This is a genomic window from Ruegeria sp. CG11, from assembly GCF_056537245.1.
Genome location: NZ_JBQFRE010000001.1, coordinates 899,880 through 914,594, shown reverse-complemented (window position 1 = coordinate 914,594; position 14,715 = coordinate 899,880). Strand labels below are relative to the sequence as shown.

The following is a 14,715-nucleotide window of genomic DNA, read 5'->3' as shown; positions in this document are numbered from 1 at the left end:
TTAAAAGGGGTTCCACTGGGCCACAAAACTTGCATCTTGAGACCCTGATGTCTGAAACCCGAATACCGTTATGCTGACCCGACGTTTCCTTTTTGGCGCGATGGCCGCCGCTATGATTGCTCCTGCCGTGACAGCGCAGGAGATGCCTGTGTTTTATGAGGCCGATGGCGCGGCCATGGCAGGGTATGATCCGGTCTCCTATTTCAAAGGTGATGCACCGGTATTGGGTCAGCCGCAATATGCGGTCGTCTGGAAAGGGGCCGAATGGCACTTTGCCACAGATGAAAACCGTGAAGCGTTCGAGCGTGATCCGCGCGCCTTTGCGCCCCAGTTCGGGGGATATTGTGCCTATGCCATGGCCGAGGGGATTCTGGTCAGCACAGACCCACTGGCATGGCAGGTGATCGATGGCCGTCTGTACCTGACCCACTCGCCTGAGATTGAGAAGATGTGGCGCGAAGCAACCGCCGAATATATCCGCATGGCCGAGGCGCATTGGCCCGTTGTCCTCTACGAACAATAGGCGAAGTTCCGCTTTTTGCGGTGTGTCATCACAAAAATGCGCGCGACCTCTTTTTTTCTCTCAACTTATGCCTAAATGTCACAGTGACCGCGGAACGGAACTGCCGCGGGTCATTTCACTGTCCCTCGTTCCAACAACTGGCGCTCAGGTTCGACCTGGGCGCTTTTTTCTTTGGCAGGCTCGGATTAGGGTGCCCGCATGAGCGACCATTCCGACGCATACCTGAAAGACATCCTACAGCGTACAAAGGTGATCGCTGTTGTTGGTGTTTCCATGAACCCGGTCAGGCCCAGCTATTACGTAGCGCGGTATCTGTCGTTGAAGGGATATACGGTCATTCCGGTCAATCCGGGCCATGCCGGGACAGAGCTTTTTGGTCAGACCGTCCGGGCTTCGCTGTCCGAGATTTCCGAGCCGGTGGACATGGTCGATATCTTCCGCCGGTCCGAGGCCGTGCCGCCGATTGTAGATGAGGCGCTGGCCGCATTCCCGAACCTGCGCACGGTCTGGATGCAAATCGGTGTCGAGCACCCCGACGCCGCTGCCAAAGCGCAGGCGCGCGGCGCGGATGTGATCATGAACCGCTGTCCCAAGATCGAATATCAACGCCTGTTCGGAGAGCTGCGCATGGGCGGTTTTGCCACCGGTGTGATCTCGTCCAAAATCTAGCCGCCGACATAGGGCAATAGCTCACCGTATTGTTCCACCCGACGCTTTTCCAGAACGACGTCGCGCGGCACCCATTCGTATTTCGTGTCTTCGACCAGCGGAGACCAGAACAGCACTCCGCCATAGCGCCATGGGTCCAGCACCACGCCGTCATACATCGTCTCACCCTTGCGGCTAATAATGGCGGTGCTGTGGTCGATTCTGAACGGGTTGTCCGCGTTGGCTATGGCGCGGTGCAGGTCCAGTGTCTGGAAGTTCTCTTGCTTCAGTCGCCGCTCGATATCCTCAGCCCAGTGCCAGCACAGCCCGCGCGGGCGCAGGCCCTTGTTGACCTTGGCGTTATGGATCAGCGGAGGGTCGGTGATCTCATACTCCTGCACCAGCTGCGCAGTGTAGGAATAGGCGATGCGGGCGGCACGGTCGGCCTCTTCCGGATCGATATCCGGGCCGAGGCTGCGGAATTCGGTCGCCAGCCGCTGCACCTCATCCCCCGAAGAGGGCGGCGGCGTCGAACACGCGCCCAGCGTCACAAGGGCCAGAACAATGGCCAAAACTCGGATCATTATTTGCCCTTCGATCTGTGGACCGTGAGGTCCGATCATAAAGGGTAGGGCGGGGGGACGAAACCCTGTCGCTTACCCCTTCGGGCGCGCGGCTTTTTCAGCGATACCGCTGATGCCCTGGCGGCGGGCCAGTTCGGCCAAAACATCGTCCAGCGCCACGTCCCGTGCGGCCAGCATCACCAGCAGGTGATAGAGCACATCCGCGGCCTCGGCCGTCAGCCCGGCCTTGTCGTTCTTGACGGCTTCGATGATGGCTTCAACGGCCTCTTCCCCGAACTTCTCGGCGCATTTCTCGGGGCCTTTAGCCAGCAGCTTGGCGGTCCAGCTGGACTCGGGATCAGCTACTTTGCGGGCCTCGATGGTGGCGGCCAGATCGTGCAGTATGCTCATGTCAGCCTCATCGGGATACCTGCGGCGGCCATGTGTTCCTTGGCCTCGCGGATGGTGTATTCGCCGAAATGGAAGATCGAAGCGGCTAGAACCGCACTGGCGCCGCCCTCGGTCACGCCCTCGACCAGATGATCCAGATTGCCGACGCCGCCCGAGGCGATGACCGGCACGTCCACCGCGTCCGAGATGGCGCGGGTCAGGGGCAGGTTGAATCCCGCCTTGGTGCCGTCGCGATCCATCGAGGTCAGCAGAATCTCACCCGCGCCTTTTGCGACAACGGTCTTGGCGAACTCCACCGCGTCGATGCCGGTGGGTTTGCGTCCGCCATGGGTAAAGATCTCCCACTTGCCGGGGCTGACGGTCTTGGCGTCGATCGCGCAGACGATGCACTGGCTGCCGAACTGATCCGCCGCTTCCGCGATCACATCCGGGTTGGCCACGGCGGCCGAGTTGAAACTGACTTTGTCCGCGCCAGCCAAAAGCAGAGCGCGCACATCATCCTTGGTACGCACGCCGCCACCGACTGTCAGAGGAACAAAACACTGCTCGGCCGTGCGCTGAACCACGTCGAACATGGTGCCGCGGTTTTCATGCGTGGCGTGGATGTCCAGAAAACAGATCTCGTCCGCGCCGGCGGTGTCATAGGCCTTGGCCGATTCCACCGGGTCGCCCGCATCGCGCAGGCCAACGAAATTCACGCCCTTGACCACGCGGCCATCGGCGACATCCAGACAGGGAATGATGCGGGTTTTCAGCATGTCGGCGTCCTTTGTTGCCGCACCTCTAACGGCAAAGGCCCGCTGATGCCAGAGCTGAAGGACTTGAGAATGCCGTGTCGCAGGCCATGCGGTGCGGCACAATATCAATGAGAGGCCAGCGTCCTGAGGGCAGACAAAAGGTTACCCTTGTCGTCTGTCCACGGAATCCGACCGTCAGAGGTCAGCTTCGTCCACCTGCCGGTGTTGGCAAATGCGGTAATGCGATTTTCGTCGCGGCTCATGATGACTACATGCGTGTCAGAAGCGCCCTGACTTTTTGACTGTTCGTCAGGGTTGTGTTCCTGAAGCGCGGCGTGCAGGTCTAGCGTTGCGGCTACGCGCGCCAGCTGTGGTGCCAGATCGTAGTACTGGTTCGATATGTGAAAAACCAAGGTGCCGCCCTGATTTAGCTGGCTCAGATAGGTCTCAATGGCTTCGCGCGTGATCAGGTGCAGCGGAATCGCATCCGAGCTGTAGGCGTCCAGCACCATGATATCAAACGCAAACTTCTGATGTTCCAGCACGATCCGCGCATCGCCCAAGTGGGTTTCCGAATCCGGAGCACATTCGGACATATACGTGAACAGGTTCGGGTCGCGGGCAATGCGGTCGACGGTTTCATCGATCTCGAAGAACTCCCACGTCTGATGAGGCTGCCCGTAACAGGCCAGCGCACCGGTCCCGAGGCCAACAATTCCGATGTTTTCAGCGTTCAGGCCATATTCCGACGTCAGAATTTCGGCCATTGGCCCGTCCGGGTGGTAGTAAGACGACGCCACCGGTCGCGTGCCGGGCTCGGTGGGCTTTTGCCAGCCATGCATGGTGGTGCCGTTCCGGTAGACCCGGAACCCACCGCTGTCAAAAACAGCATGGGTTCCGAAAAAGCTGCGATCGCGGAAGTGCATCTCGTATTTTGGGATCAGGGTTGGCACCAGAAAAATCACCAGAACCGTAGCTATGCGGGTCGGCGCATTCCGGAAGGTCAGCAATACCATCGCGACCAGAGCGGCAGTTGCAATTGTGATGACCGTGTTTGCATCCCCTGCGCGCCCTTCGTTCAAAACGCTGATCACGATTGAAATAGGTGCGGCAACGGCAATCCCCACCAGTGCGTGGCGAATACTGAATGCTCCGGCCTGAAGCAGAAACAAACCACCGGCCGCAAGAAGTGTCAGGGCGAACTCAATCTCCCGGTTGAACACAGCAGGCGCGATGATCGAGTTGAACAACCCACCGCAGGCACCGCCGACCGAAAGCGCAAGGTAGAAAGTTGTGAGGTGTTCCGCCGGAGGTCGGAATTCGTAGAGAAGTCTGTGCGCAAACAGGGCGATCAAAAACAGTAGTGGAATATATACCAGAATGGCGGCCAGAGGCTGTTGCGATGATCCGATTTTGGACAGCAAGGCTATGCCAATGGCCATGACCAGCAGAACCGAGGTCCTGAGGCTATCAAGGGTATGCCGACTCCGCTTTGCGAAAGCAAGAATGAACGTCAGGATGTAGGTCGCCAGCGGTACGACCCAGATCAGTGGGATGGCGCCAAGGTCGATGCTGAGCTTTGTTGTGGTAGCCAACATCAAGGACGAAGGGATGAAAGCAATGAACACCCAAGACGCAATTGTTTTTGCGCTCAGGGTTTTGCCCGCCTTGCTGGGCTCTTCCGGGTTGGCAGTGTCGGCAGGCCCGCGTAGCGCGATCAGGCCGCTGATGGCCAGAAGGATGCCGAATACCACAAATCCGACAGACCAGAGCAGGCTGATGTCTCGCGCACCGAAGAAGGGATCGGCAAGCAGCGGAAAAGACAGAAGAGCCAGCAGCGATCCGACATTGCTTGCCGCATACAGGAAATAGGGGTCATTGGCCGACGGTCCGCCAGACCGTGAATACCAAGCCTGTAACAGAGGCGCGTTCGCAGACAGCACCGCAAAGGGAACCCCTACGCCCGCTGCAAACAACAACAGCGTTTGCAGAGCGATAGATTGAGAGGAATCGAACCTCCAGCCTTCCTGTGTGGCCAAAGGTAGAAAGCTGAGCGCCAGCAGCCACAAGGCCAGATGTGTCACAAGCTGCCACCGCAGGGTGAACCAGCGGGTCAGCATATGGGCATACAGATATCCGAGGATCAGCATCAGCTGGAAAAACAGCATGGCGGTAGTCCAGACCGCAGGGGTCCCGCCGATTTTGGGCAAAACGAGCTTGGCAAACAGCGGTTGAACAAAAAACAACAGGCTGGCGCTTACGAAGATAGACGCGCAAAAGCTGACGACCGGAGCGTAGATGCGCCAAGTCTTTGTAGGCTGCGATATGTTCGAAAAGGACACGGTGAAACTCCGGCATAAAATTGCGGTTCAGCCGTATTGGCGAATCTTGACTTTTTTGCGGCTAATCAGTGCAAATTCAGCGCGTTTGTGCGGAATTGTTCACGATTTGTGATCGATCGCTGGGTGCCGCTCATGGGGTGCGCGAAGAACCGGCAAAGCCTCGCCGATGCCGGAGTTGTGATTGTCACGTCTCTAAATCCTGTGAACACTGTCCCCCAATTCATCAGGAGATCAATGAGATGCGCAATTTCTTTTTGACAACCGCTTTCGTAATTGGAGGAGCTGTCACAGCCATGGCAGATGACATCATCAAGGTGAACACCGCCAAATCCGTGTCCGAGGCGATGGATGCACTGGAGGCGGCAGTTGGCAACGCAGGCGCGACCGTGTTCGCCCGCATCGACCACGCGGCGGGGGCCGAAAAGGTCGGGCTGACCATTCCGGCCAACCAGGTTCTGATCTTCGGCAACCCTGCACTGGGCACGCCTGCGATGCAGATTGACCCGCGCGCCGGCCTGTTCCTGCCGTTGAAAGTGCAGGCCTACGAGGATGAAAATGGTCAGGTCTGGCTGGCTTATGAAGACCCGAAAGAGACCATGGACGAGCTGGATGCCGTCGAAAACTCCCCCGTCATCGAAAAGATGCGTGGTGCATTGGCCAAGTTGACTGCGGTTGCTGCCGAATAGGCACAGGTGCGTCGGCGGAACGGATTGCCGACGCACAACCCTTTCAAAATTTGTTTGGTCGCTGGGATTATGGTAAATATCCCGCATTTCAAACAGTATTTGGGAGGAGTTCTCCATGAAATCATCATTGAAAATGATAGGGATTACAGGTGCTGTTTTTCTGGCCCTGACCAGTGCCGCGCAGGCTCAGGATTTCATGACACAGAAAGAACTTCTGGCGACCATTCCCGGGTCGACAATTTACGCTGTTTCAAATCAGGATAACAAAACCCAATGGGCGCAGGCCTACAGTAAAGGTAGAAAAAAGGGAAAGCTCGCCGGTAACTTTGGCGGCAGCAAATACGAAGGTAAATGGTACGTCGATGGCGATAGGTGGTGCGAAGAAACCGGCGATTGGGCCGGGTGCTTTCAGTTTGTTCGTATCAACGAAAAGGAGCTGCAGCCGTATAGAAACGGGCAGCCCCAAAAGAATAATTGGACGATTAAATTGCTGATTTCACTGGGCCAGAGTGGACAAGGCCTCTTTCAGGTCAATCGCGCCGTCATAAAGCGCGCGGCCGGAAATTGCGCCGTTCAGGTCTACCCCGCAATCGCGCAGCGCAATCAGATCGTCCAGCGAGCTGACGCCGCCTGAAGCAATGACCGGAATCGATACGGCGCGGGCGAGATCAGCGGTGGCTTCGATGTTCGGGCCCTGCATCGCGCCGTCGCGGTTGATGTCAGTATAGATGATGGCCGCTACGCCCGCGTCCTCGAAACTGCGGGCCAGATCGGTGACCTGAACATCGGTTTCCTCGGCCCAGCCCTTGGTGGCGACCATGCCGTTGCGGGCGTCGATGCCTACGGCGACCTTGCCGGGGAACTCCCGCGCGGCCTCTCGCACCAGATCGGGGTTTTCTACCGCGACCGTGCCCAGAATCACGCGGGCCAGCCCTTTGTCGATCCAGGTTTCGATCGTGGCCATGTCGCGGATGCCGCCGCCCAACTGGGCGGGCACGTCGCAGGCTTTCAGGATCGCCTCAACCGGGGCGGCGTTGACCGGCTCACCCGCGAAGGCGCCGTTCAGGTCCACAAGGTGCAACCATTCGCAGCCAGCCTCGACAAAGGCACGCGCCTGCGCGGCAGGGTCTTCGTTGAACACGGTGGCCTTGTCCATCTCTCCGCGCAGCAGGCGCACGGCCTGGCCGTCTTTGAGGTCGATGGCGGGGTAAAGGATCATGATCGGCGGCCCTATATCAGTGTTACACGCGCGGGATATCGCACAGGCAGGGCAGGGGATGCAACGCGACGCTAAGTCATTCTTGCCCGGGGGCGCCGTGCCCGGCAGAGTAACGACAAATCAGGGAGGAAATCATGAAGAAAATTACCCTTGCGGCAGGCTTTGCAGTACTGGCAACCGCGTCTTTGGCGGATCCGGTCGATGGTCTGTGGAAAACGCAGCCGGGCGACGAAGGCGGATATCTGCATGTTACGATCGCCCCGTGTGGCAGCGCGATCTGCGGTACCATCGACAGCGCCTTTGACAAATCCGGCAATCAGCAACTGGCTTATGAGAATCTGGGCAAGCAGATCATCTGGGACATGGAGGCTGAAGGCGACGGTACCTATGCCAACGGCAAGATCTGGGCACCGGATCGGGACAAGACCTATAACTCGAAAATGACCCTCGACAGCCAGAACGAGCTGACTGTCAAAGGGTGTGTCGCGGGTGGTCTGGTCTGCCGGGGTCAGACCTGGACACGCGTTCAGTAAGCCGTCAGGGCGCCCAGGTCAGGAAGTTCCCGATCATGCGCAGGCCCACGTCCTGGCTTTTTTCGGGGTGGAACTGCATTCCAACCATCGTGTCGCGGCCGATTACGGCCGTGACTTCCTGCCCATAGTCCACATAGGCCAGCCGCTGTGCCGGATCGGTGACGCGGAAATGGTAGGAGTGGACGAAATAGACGTGATCGCCGGATTTCACACCGTTGAACACCGGATGATCGCTTTCCAGAACCAAATCGTTCCAGCCCATATGCGGGACTTTCAGAGCAGTATCTGACGGCTCGATCCGGACCACGTCACCAGCGACCCAGTCCAACCCGTCGGTTTCGGTGTATTCGTGGCCCTTTGAGGCCATTAGCTGCATCCCGACGCAGATGCCCAGAAACGGGCGGCCCTTTTGTTCGACCGCCTCGACCATCGCGTCATAGATGCCCTTGTGGCCGCGCAGTTCGGCGGCACAGGCCGGAAAGGCGCCGTCACCGGGCAGAACCAACCGATCAGCCCGCGCAACAACATCCGCGTCCGAGGTCACAACAACCTCACCCGCATCCATCTCGCGCGCCATGCGTTGGAACGCCTTTTCGGCCGAGTGCAGGTTGCCGCTCTCGTAATCAATGATGGCGGTCAGCATTTACAACGCACCCTTGGTCGACGGAATTGCATCCGCTTTGCGCGGGTCGGTTTCAACCGCCAGCCGCAGGGCGCGGGCGACGGCCTTGAAGGCAGCCTCAGCGATGTGGTGGCTGTTGAACCCGTGCAATTGGTCGATGTGCAATGTGATGCCGCCATGGGTGCTGAGTGCCTGAAAGAACTCACGGACAAGTTCGGTGTCGAACGTGCCGATCTTCTGTGTGGGCAGGTCCACATTCCAGATCAGGAAGGGGCGTGCCGACAGATCCAGCGCGCAGCGCACCTGTGCGTCGTCCATGGGCAGGTGGCACTCGCCATAGCGACGGATGCCTTTCTTGTCGCCCAAAGCCTGCGTCAAAGCCTGACCCAGCGCGATGCCGGTATCCTCGACCGTGTGGTGGTCGTCGATGTGATAATCGCCCTTGGCGCGGATCGTCATGTCGATCAGCGAGTGGCGCGCAAGCTGGTCCAGCATGTGGTCAAAGAAGCCAACGCCGGTCTGATTGTCATAGGTGCCGGTGCCGTCCAGATTGACCTCGAGCGAGATTTCGGTCTCGGCGGTCTGACGGCTGATCTTTGCGCTGCGCATGGGCGAATTCCTTTTGCTACAGGCGCGCTTATAGACGGGGAAGGGCGGGTTTTTCCAGACCGCCCGTCGCATTCAGCGCAAACTGTTGCAGGGGATTGCACCCGGGAGCGGCCCATGCCAGCCTGCGGACAACACGAACCATCAAGGCCCGGCCCATGTCCACCTGCGTTTTCATCCAGATCCGTTGTAAACCCGGCACTACCTACAAGGTGGCCGAGGAAATCGCCCTGCGCGAAATCCATTCCGAACTCTATTCGACCAGCGGAGAATATGACCTGCTGCTGAAACTTTACATCCCCGAAACCGAGGATGTGGGGCATTTCATCAACGAAAATCTGCTGGTGATTCCCAATATCGAGCGGTCGCTGACCACGATGACATTCAAGGCGTTTTAACCAAGCTCGAAAGTGGTCACGCCAAAGATACGGTTTAGGTCGATGTCCGGTTGATGGCTCGAATACATCCGAGCCGTTTCGAAAACCTTTTCCAACCCAAGCTTTGCCGCCAAATCAAAGGCGGCCTGGTTGGGTTGGGGCATGTCGATGAAGACCTCTTGCGCGCTTTGATCTTCCGGTAACGTTTCCAGCAAGCTGGCCAGCAAGGTTTCGGCAATGTCGGCGCGGTCCGCGAATAGTGGCCCGATTTTGTAGCCGTTTTTGCATGGGCGCAACGTGGCATAGCCTTTGATCTGTCCGTCCTCGGAATACACACGTGAGACATGAGTTGGAGCGCTGATCCAGCCCTGCAGGAACGTGTCACGCGGGGTCGGGAACAGATGGCGATCGTACGCCTGCAATTCATCAGAAACCGCAGTCAAAGCTTCGGTGCCGGCTGACGGTGGCAACGCCCGCTGAATATCCGCTACAGTCCCGGTGAATCGGTAGTTGTTGTACGCGAAGGCAAAGCCCGATTTGCGGTAATTGTGCTGCTGATCGACGACCCCATCCAACCCGACGTTGCGGGCAGTGCAGTTGGCCAATGCACCCTGCCAAAGCTTCAGCCCGTGTCCCGCGCCACGATGCTCGGGGTGTACGATGTAGAATCCAAGGAAAGCAAACCCATCGTCGTAATGGACCACCGAGATTGAGGCGATCATCTCACCATCCATGAATCCGCCCAGAAACCCGTCAGTATCCGTACTGTGGAAACACGCGGCATCATGATGCCCCGGATTCCACCCTTCGTGTGCGGCCCAATCCACGGCCTGCTGCAACTCGTCAGCGGTGAGAGGGCGGATAACGTATTCAGACATGAGTGAACCCTGTGTTGCGCAGCGCAACCAGAATGACGCAATGCGTCACGAAGAACCAGCATGTTCGGAGAGTTTGGTATCTGGAGCGGGCGAGGCGATTCGAACGCCCGACCCTAACCTTGGCAAGGTTATGCTCTACCCCTGAGCTACGCCCGCATCAGATACATATGTTGGTCCAAGGACCTCTCAATGGAGCGGGCGAGGCGATTCGAACGCCCGACCCTAACCTTGGCAAGGTTATGCTCTACCCCTGAGCTACGCCCGCGCCGTTGAGTGAGGAGGGATGTATAAATTCCCACGCGGGGCTGCAAGCGGAAAAACACAAAAAAGCAGAAAAATCTTTCGACGGAAATCCGGGGGCGGCGCGTTGAAATCTTAGACCATTAAAAAACAAGAGGGTTCGAGGAGAGGAAATGACACGGATTGCTGATATGAAGATGGCCCTGCTGGCGGCGCTAATCGTGCTGACATCGGCGCTCTGTTTGCCGGAGAAGGACAGGCTGGGTGAGGTGGAGCCTGTCCTGAGGGATGCACCGCAGGTCGAAACGCGAGTACTGGCGGGGTAAATCCCGCCCATCAGATCACAGCGCCAGTACGAGATTCGCGATGGCGGCCACCAGAATCGCGGCGAATGTCAGCAGCATCCCGATTTGGCGCAGAATCACGATCTGCGGGCTGCGCCCGAACCCATAGGCGTGCAACAGCCGTCCGCTCAGCAATGTCAGGCCCAGAAGGTTCAGCAACAGCCCGCTTGCCCCCTGCAGTTCGACCATCGCGATCAACAGCAAGGCAAAGGGCGTGTATTCGACAAAGTTGGAATGCGTCCGCATCACCTTGAGCATCGTCGTATTCCCGCCGTCGCCGTAGGAAATCTTGTCACTACGCCGCTGGCTGATGACCCTGACGCTGAGCGCGATAAACTGGATTGCCAGCAATGCGGCATAGACAGGTGTGATGGACAGCATGGGCCTTTATCCTCCTCGGGCCAAGAAAAAGGCCGCCCGGTTCCCCGAGCGGCCCCTGTTAGCCCAGAAAGCTAAACCGGTTATTCCAGTTCGACCAGCAGGTCCTTGGCGTCAATTTGGCCGCCGGGTTGAACGTGGACGGCTTTGACTGTGGCGTCGCGTTCCGCGTGGATACCGGTCTCCATCTTCATCGCTTCGATGGTCAGCAGCATGTCGCCTTCCTTGACTTCCTGACCGGCGGTCACGGCCACGGTTGCGACAACACCCGGCATCGGCGCACCGACATGGTCCGAGTTGCCCGCTTCGGCCTTGGGTCGCGCCTGCGTAGTCGAGGTCACCATGCGGTTAGGCACCCGGATGACGCGGGGCTGGCCGTTGAGTTCGAAGAACACTTTGACCTCACCCTTTTCATCGGTCTCGCCGATGGCCTGACAGCGGATTTCCAGCGTTTTACCCGGGTCGATCTCGGCGGTGATCTCTTCGCCCGGGTCCATGCCATAGAAGAAGGTGCGTGTGGGCAGAGTGCGGACCGGGCCATAGGTCCGGTGACGCCCCATGTAATCCAGGAACACCTTGGGATACATCAGGTATCCGTTCAGATCCTCGTCATCGACCTCTTTGCCCTCCAACTGCTTCGACAGCTCGGCACGGGTGGCTTCCAGATCGACTGCAGGCACGTCTTTGCCGGGGCGGTCAGTGTTCGGAGCTTCGTCTTTGAGGACTTTCTTGATGATGGTGTCGGGGAAGCCGCCCGGAGGCTGACCCAGGTTGCCGCGCATCATATCGACCACCGAGTCGGGGAACGCCACATCAGTCGAGGGGCTTTCCACATCTTCGCGGGTCAGGCCCTGACTGACCATCATCAGCGCCATGTCACCGACCACTTTGGACGACGGCGTGACCTTCACGATGTCACCGAACATCTGGTTCACGTCGGCGTACATCTGAGCGACCTCGTGCCAGCGTTCTTCCAGACCCAAGGAGCGCGCCTGCGCCTTGAGGTTGGTGAACTGACCGCCCGGCATTTCGTGCAGGTACACCTCGGACGCCGGAGCCTGCAGGCTTGATTCGAAGGCAGCGTATTGGCCGCGGACCGCTTCGAAGTAATCGCTGATCTCGCGGATCGCCTTGATGTCCAGACCGGTGTCACGCTCGGTGTGGCGCAGAGCTTCGACCACGGTGCCCAGCGTTGCTTGGCTGGTGTTGCCCGAGAAGCTGTCCATCGCGCAATCCACCGCGTCCACGCCAGCTTCGGAGGCAGCCAGAATGGTCGCGCTGGCGATACCGGCGGTGTCATGTGTGTGGAAGTGGATCGGCAGGCCGACCTCTTCTTTCAGCGCACGGATCAGGATCTTGGCCGAGGCCGGTTTCAGCAGGCCTGCCATGTCCTTCAGGCCCAGAACATGGGCGCCTGCATCGCGCAGCTCTTTCGCCATGCCGACATAATATTTCAGGTCATATTTCGAACGATCCGGGTCCAGAATGTCACCGGTATAGCAGACGGTGCCTTCACAGATCTTGCCGTTCTCGACGACGGCATCCATCGCCACGCGCATGTTCTCGACCCAGTTCAGCGAGTCGAACACGCGGAAGACATCGATGTTTTTCGACGCCTGACGCACGAACTCCTGCACCACGTTGTCCGGGTAGTTGGTGTAGCCAACGCCGTTCGCGCCGCGCAGCAGCATCTGGGTCATCAGGTTCGGCATCGCCTCGCGCAGATCGCGCAGACGCTGCCATGGGCATTCCTGCAAGAAGCGATAAGCCACGTCGAAAGTCGCGCCGCCCCAGCATTCGACCGAGAACAGTTGCGGCAGGTTGGCGGCATAGCTGGGCGCCACCTTGATCATGTCGATCGACCGCATCCGGGTCGCCAGCAGTGACTGATGCCCGTCGCGCATGGTGGTGTCGGTGATCAGCAGCTGCCGCTGCGCCTTCATCCAGTCAGCAACCGCCTGCGGGCCTTTTTGCTCCAGCAGGTTGCGGGTGCCCATCTGCGGTTCGGCCTTGGGCGCGGGGGCTTTGGCCTCTTTCAGATCGGCGCGGGGTTCCGGGCGATCCTTGGTTTCAGGGTGACCGTTCACGGTGATGTCCGCGATATAGGTCAGAACCTTGGTGCCCCGGTCACGGCGGCGCTTGAAGGTGAACAGGTCCGGCGTCGTGTCGATGAACTTGGTGGTGTATTCGTTCGACAGGAAGGTCGGGTGCTTCAGCAGGTTGATGACAAAGTCGATATTGGTGCTGACGCCGCGAATACGGAACTCGCGCAGGGCGCGGTCCATGCGGGCAATCGCAGCTTCGGGCGTCGGAGCCTTGGCAGTGACCTTGGTCAGCAGCGAGTCGTAATACCGCGTGATCACACCGCCCGCATAGGCGGTGCCGCCATCCAGACGGATGCCCATGCCGGTGGCCGAGCGATAGGCGGTGATGCGGCCATAATCGGGGATAAAGTTGTTCTGCGGGTCCTCGGTGGTGATCCGGGTCTGCAGCGCGTGGCCGGTCAGATGCACGTCCGCCTGGCTGGCCGCACCCGTGGCCTCGGCCAGGGTCTTGCCCTCGGCAATCAGGATTTGCGCCTGAACGATGTCGATGCCGGTGACTTCCTCGGTGACGGTGTGTTCCACCTGCACACGGGGGTTCACCTCGATGAAGTAGAACTTGCCGGTTTCCATATCCATCAGGAATTCGACCGTGCCGGCGCATTCATAGTTCACATGGGCGCAGATCTTGCGGCCCAGTTCACAGATTTCCGCGCGCTGTTCTTCGGACAGATACGGGGCAGGGGCGCGTTCCACGACCTTCTGGTTCCGGCGCTGGACCGAGCAGTCGCGTTCATAGAGGTGATAGATCTCACCATGCTTGTCACCGAGGATCTGAACCTCAACGTGACGGGCGCGGGTGATCATCTTTTCCAGATAACCCTCGCCGTTGCCAAATGCGGCTTCCGCCTCACGACGGCCTTCCAAAACTTTCTCTTCCAGCTCGTCTTCCGAGTGGATCGGGCGCATACCGCGACCGCCGCCGCCCCAGCTGGCCTTCAGCATCAGCGGATAGCCGATCTCTTTGGCTTCGGCTCGGATCGCGTCCATGTCGTCGCCCAGCACTTCGGTCGCCGGAATGACCGGGACATCGGCGGCAATAGCGACGCGGCGTGCACTGGCCTTATCGCCCAGGGCGCGCATGGTTTCCGCCTTGGGGCCGATGAAGGTGATGCCGTTCTGCACGCAAGCATCCACGAAGTTGGGATTCTCGGACAGCAGGCCATAGCCCGGGTGGATCGCATCCGCGCCGCATTCCTTGGCTACGCGGATGATCTCGTCAATGCTCAGATAAGCAGCAACCGGTCCCATGCCTTCGCCGATGCGATACGCCTCGTCCGCCTTGAAACGATGCAAGCCAAGCTTGTCTTCTTCGGCGAACACCGCGACGGTGCGTTTGCCCATCTCGTTCGCTGCGCGCATCACGCGAATGGCAATCTCGCCGCGATTGGCGATCAGGATCTTGTTGAAGTCGGTCATATCAGGTCCCGGTCTTAGTGGTTTGGCCGTGTTATTAGGCGGACAATACGCGCTCGTATATCAGTCCTTCTGGGTAGAACCGGCATG

16 protein-coding genes and 2 tRNA genes are annotated in these 14,715 nt (G+C 59.0%); 6 read left to right on the top strand and 12 right to left on the bottom strand.

Features of this window, described 5'->3' with window-relative positions:
• Positions 1-70 precede the first annotated feature (70 nt).
• Both ACR0KW_RS04515 and ACR0KW_RS04510 read left to right on the top strand, forming a co-directional pair.
• On the top strand, positions 71-523 hold the full coding sequence (locus ACR0KW_RS04515; RefSeq protein WP_480803923.1) for a YHS domain-containing (seleno)protein: 453 nt from the start codon (positions 71-73) through the stop codon (positions 521-523).
• Between the two features lie 198 nt (positions 524-721).
• A complete protein-coding gene (locus ACR0KW_RS04510) occupies positions 722-1,192 on the top strand; it encodes a CoA-binding protein (protein WP_480803922.1) in 471 nt (156 codons plus the stop codon).
• Here ACR0KW_RS04510 and ACR0KW_RS04505 read toward each other — a convergent pair.
• The 4 genes from ACR0KW_RS04505 to ACR0KW_RS04490 all read right to left on the bottom strand — a co-directional run bounded on the left by ACR0KW_RS04505 (position 1,189) and on the right by ACR0KW_RS04490 (position 5,050).
• Positions 1,189-1,755, bottom strand: coding sequence for a hypothetical protein (locus tag ACR0KW_RS04505; RefSeq protein ID WP_480803921.1), 567 nt, complete (start codon positions 1,753-1,755; stop codon positions 1,189-1,191). The genes ACR0KW_RS04510 and ACR0KW_RS04505 overlap by 4 nt on opposite strands.
• A 72-nt stretch (positions 1,756-1,827) precedes the next feature.
• Positions 1,828-2,145, bottom strand: coding sequence for a phosphoribosyl-ATP diphosphatase (locus tag ACR0KW_RS04500; RefSeq protein ID WP_480803920.1), 318 nt, complete (start codon positions 2,143-2,145; stop codon positions 1,828-1,830).
• Positions 2,142-2,903, bottom strand: a complete 762-nt coding sequence (gene hisF, locus ACR0KW_RS04495) for an imidazole glycerol phosphate synthase subunit HisF (protein WP_480803919.1) — start codon at positions 2,901-2,903, stop codon at positions 2,142-2,144. The genes ACR0KW_RS04500 and hisF overlap by 4 nt, the downstream gene beginning before the upstream one ends.
• Positions 2,904-3,007: 104 nt before the next feature.
• Positions 3,008-5,050, bottom strand: a complete 2,043-nt coding sequence (locus ACR0KW_RS04490) for a spermidine synthase (RefSeq protein WP_480803918.1) — start codon at positions 5,048-5,050, stop codon at positions 3,008-3,010.
• Between the two features lie 467 nt (positions 5,051-5,517).
• Here ACR0KW_RS04490 and ACR0KW_RS04485 point away from each other — a divergent pair, with 467 nt between their 5' ends.
• The gene (locus tag ACR0KW_RS04485; RefSeq protein ID WP_480803917.1) at positions 5,518-5,910 is read left to right on the top strand and encodes a DUF302 domain-containing protein; all 393 of its coding nucleotides are present in this window, start codon (positions 5,518-5,520) and stop codon (positions 5,908-5,910) included.
• Between the two features lie 496 nt (positions 5,911-6,406).
• On the opposite strand, the gene hisA is transcribed toward ACR0KW_RS04485, so the two are convergent.
• A complete protein-coding gene (gene hisA / locus ACR0KW_RS04480) occupies positions 6,407-7,129 on the bottom strand; it encodes a 1-(5-phosphoribosyl)-5-[(5-phosphoribosylamino)methylideneamino]imidazole-4-carboxamide isomerase (protein WP_480803916.1) in 723 nt (240 codons plus the stop codon).
• A 134-nt stretch (positions 7,130-7,263) separates the two neighbouring features.
• Here hisA and ACR0KW_RS04475 point away from each other — a divergent pair, with 134 nt between their 5' ends.
• Positions 7,264-7,662: a DUF2147 domain-containing protein gene (locus ACR0KW_RS04475; protein WP_480803915.1), complete on the top strand. Its 399-nt coding sequence runs from the start codon at positions 7,264-7,266 to the stop codon at positions 7,660-7,662.
• 4 nt (positions 7,663-7,666) lie between these two features.
• Here the strand turns inward: ACR0KW_RS04475 and hisH are convergent, their stop codons facing one another.
• Together hisH and hisB are read right to left on the bottom strand one after the other, a co-directional pair.
• Complete coding sequence (hisH, locus tag ACR0KW_RS04470) at positions 7,667-8,305, bottom strand: imidazole glycerol phosphate synthase subunit HisH (RefSeq protein ID WP_480803914.1); 639 nt, start codon at positions 8,303-8,305, stop codon at positions 7,667-7,669.
• On the bottom strand, positions 8,306-8,893 hold the full coding sequence (gene hisB, locus ACR0KW_RS04465; RefSeq protein WP_480803913.1) for an imidazoleglycerol-phosphate dehydratase HisB: 588 nt from the start codon (positions 8,891-8,893) through the stop codon (positions 8,306-8,308).
• A gap of 155 nt (positions 8,894-9,048) precedes the next feature.
• Between hisB and ACR0KW_RS04460 the strand changes: the two genes are divergently transcribed.
• Positions 9,049-9,288 carry an Lrp/AsnC family transcriptional regulator gene (locus ACR0KW_RS04460; RefSeq protein ID WP_170325761.1) on the top strand — a complete coding sequence of 80 codons (240 nt, stop codon included), beginning with the start codon at positions 9,049-9,051 and terminating at the stop codon, positions 9,286-9,288.
• On the opposite strand, the gene ACR0KW_RS04455 is transcribed toward ACR0KW_RS04460, so the two are convergent.
• The 3 genes from ACR0KW_RS04455 to ACR0KW_RS04445 all read right to left on the bottom strand — a co-directional run bounded on the left by ACR0KW_RS04455 (position 9,285) and on the right by ACR0KW_RS04445 (position 10,410).
• Positions 9,285-10,145: a GNAT family N-acetyltransferase gene (locus tag ACR0KW_RS04455; RefSeq protein ID WP_480803912.1), complete on the bottom strand. Its 861-nt coding sequence runs from the start codon at positions 10,143-10,145 to the stop codon at positions 9,285-9,287. The genes ACR0KW_RS04460 and ACR0KW_RS04455 overlap by 4 nt on opposite strands.
• An 81-nt stretch (positions 10,146-10,226) precedes the next feature.
• Positions 10,227-10,301: transfer RNA gene (locus ACR0KW_RS04450), tRNA-Gly, on the bottom strand.
• 34 nt (positions 10,302-10,335) lie between these two features.
• A tRNA-Gly gene (locus tag ACR0KW_RS04445) sits at positions 10,336-10,410 on the bottom strand.
• A 148-nt stretch (positions 10,411-10,558) separates the two neighbouring features.
• Here ACR0KW_RS04445 and ACR0KW_RS04440 point away from each other — a divergent pair.
• Positions 10,559-10,711, top strand: a complete 153-nt coding sequence (locus tag ACR0KW_RS04440) for a hypothetical protein (RefSeq protein WP_421599321.1) — start codon at positions 10,559-10,561, stop codon at positions 10,709-10,711.
• Positions 10,712-10,726: 15 nt separating this feature from the next.
• On the opposite strand, the gene ACR0KW_RS04435 is transcribed toward ACR0KW_RS04440, so the two are convergent.
• Both ACR0KW_RS04435 and ACR0KW_RS04430 read right to left on the bottom strand, forming a co-directional pair.
• Positions 10,727-11,110, bottom strand: coding sequence for an MAPEG family protein (locus ACR0KW_RS04435; protein ID WP_480803911.1), 384 nt, complete (start codon positions 11,108-11,110; stop codon positions 10,727-10,729).
• Between the two features lie 80 nt (positions 11,111-11,190).
• On the bottom strand, positions 11,191-14,628 hold the full coding sequence (locus ACR0KW_RS04430) for a pyruvate carboxylase (RefSeq protein ID WP_480803910.1): 3,438 nt from the start codon (positions 14,626-14,628) through the stop codon (positions 11,191-11,193).
• Between the last annotated feature and the right edge of the window lie 87 nt (positions 14,629-14,715).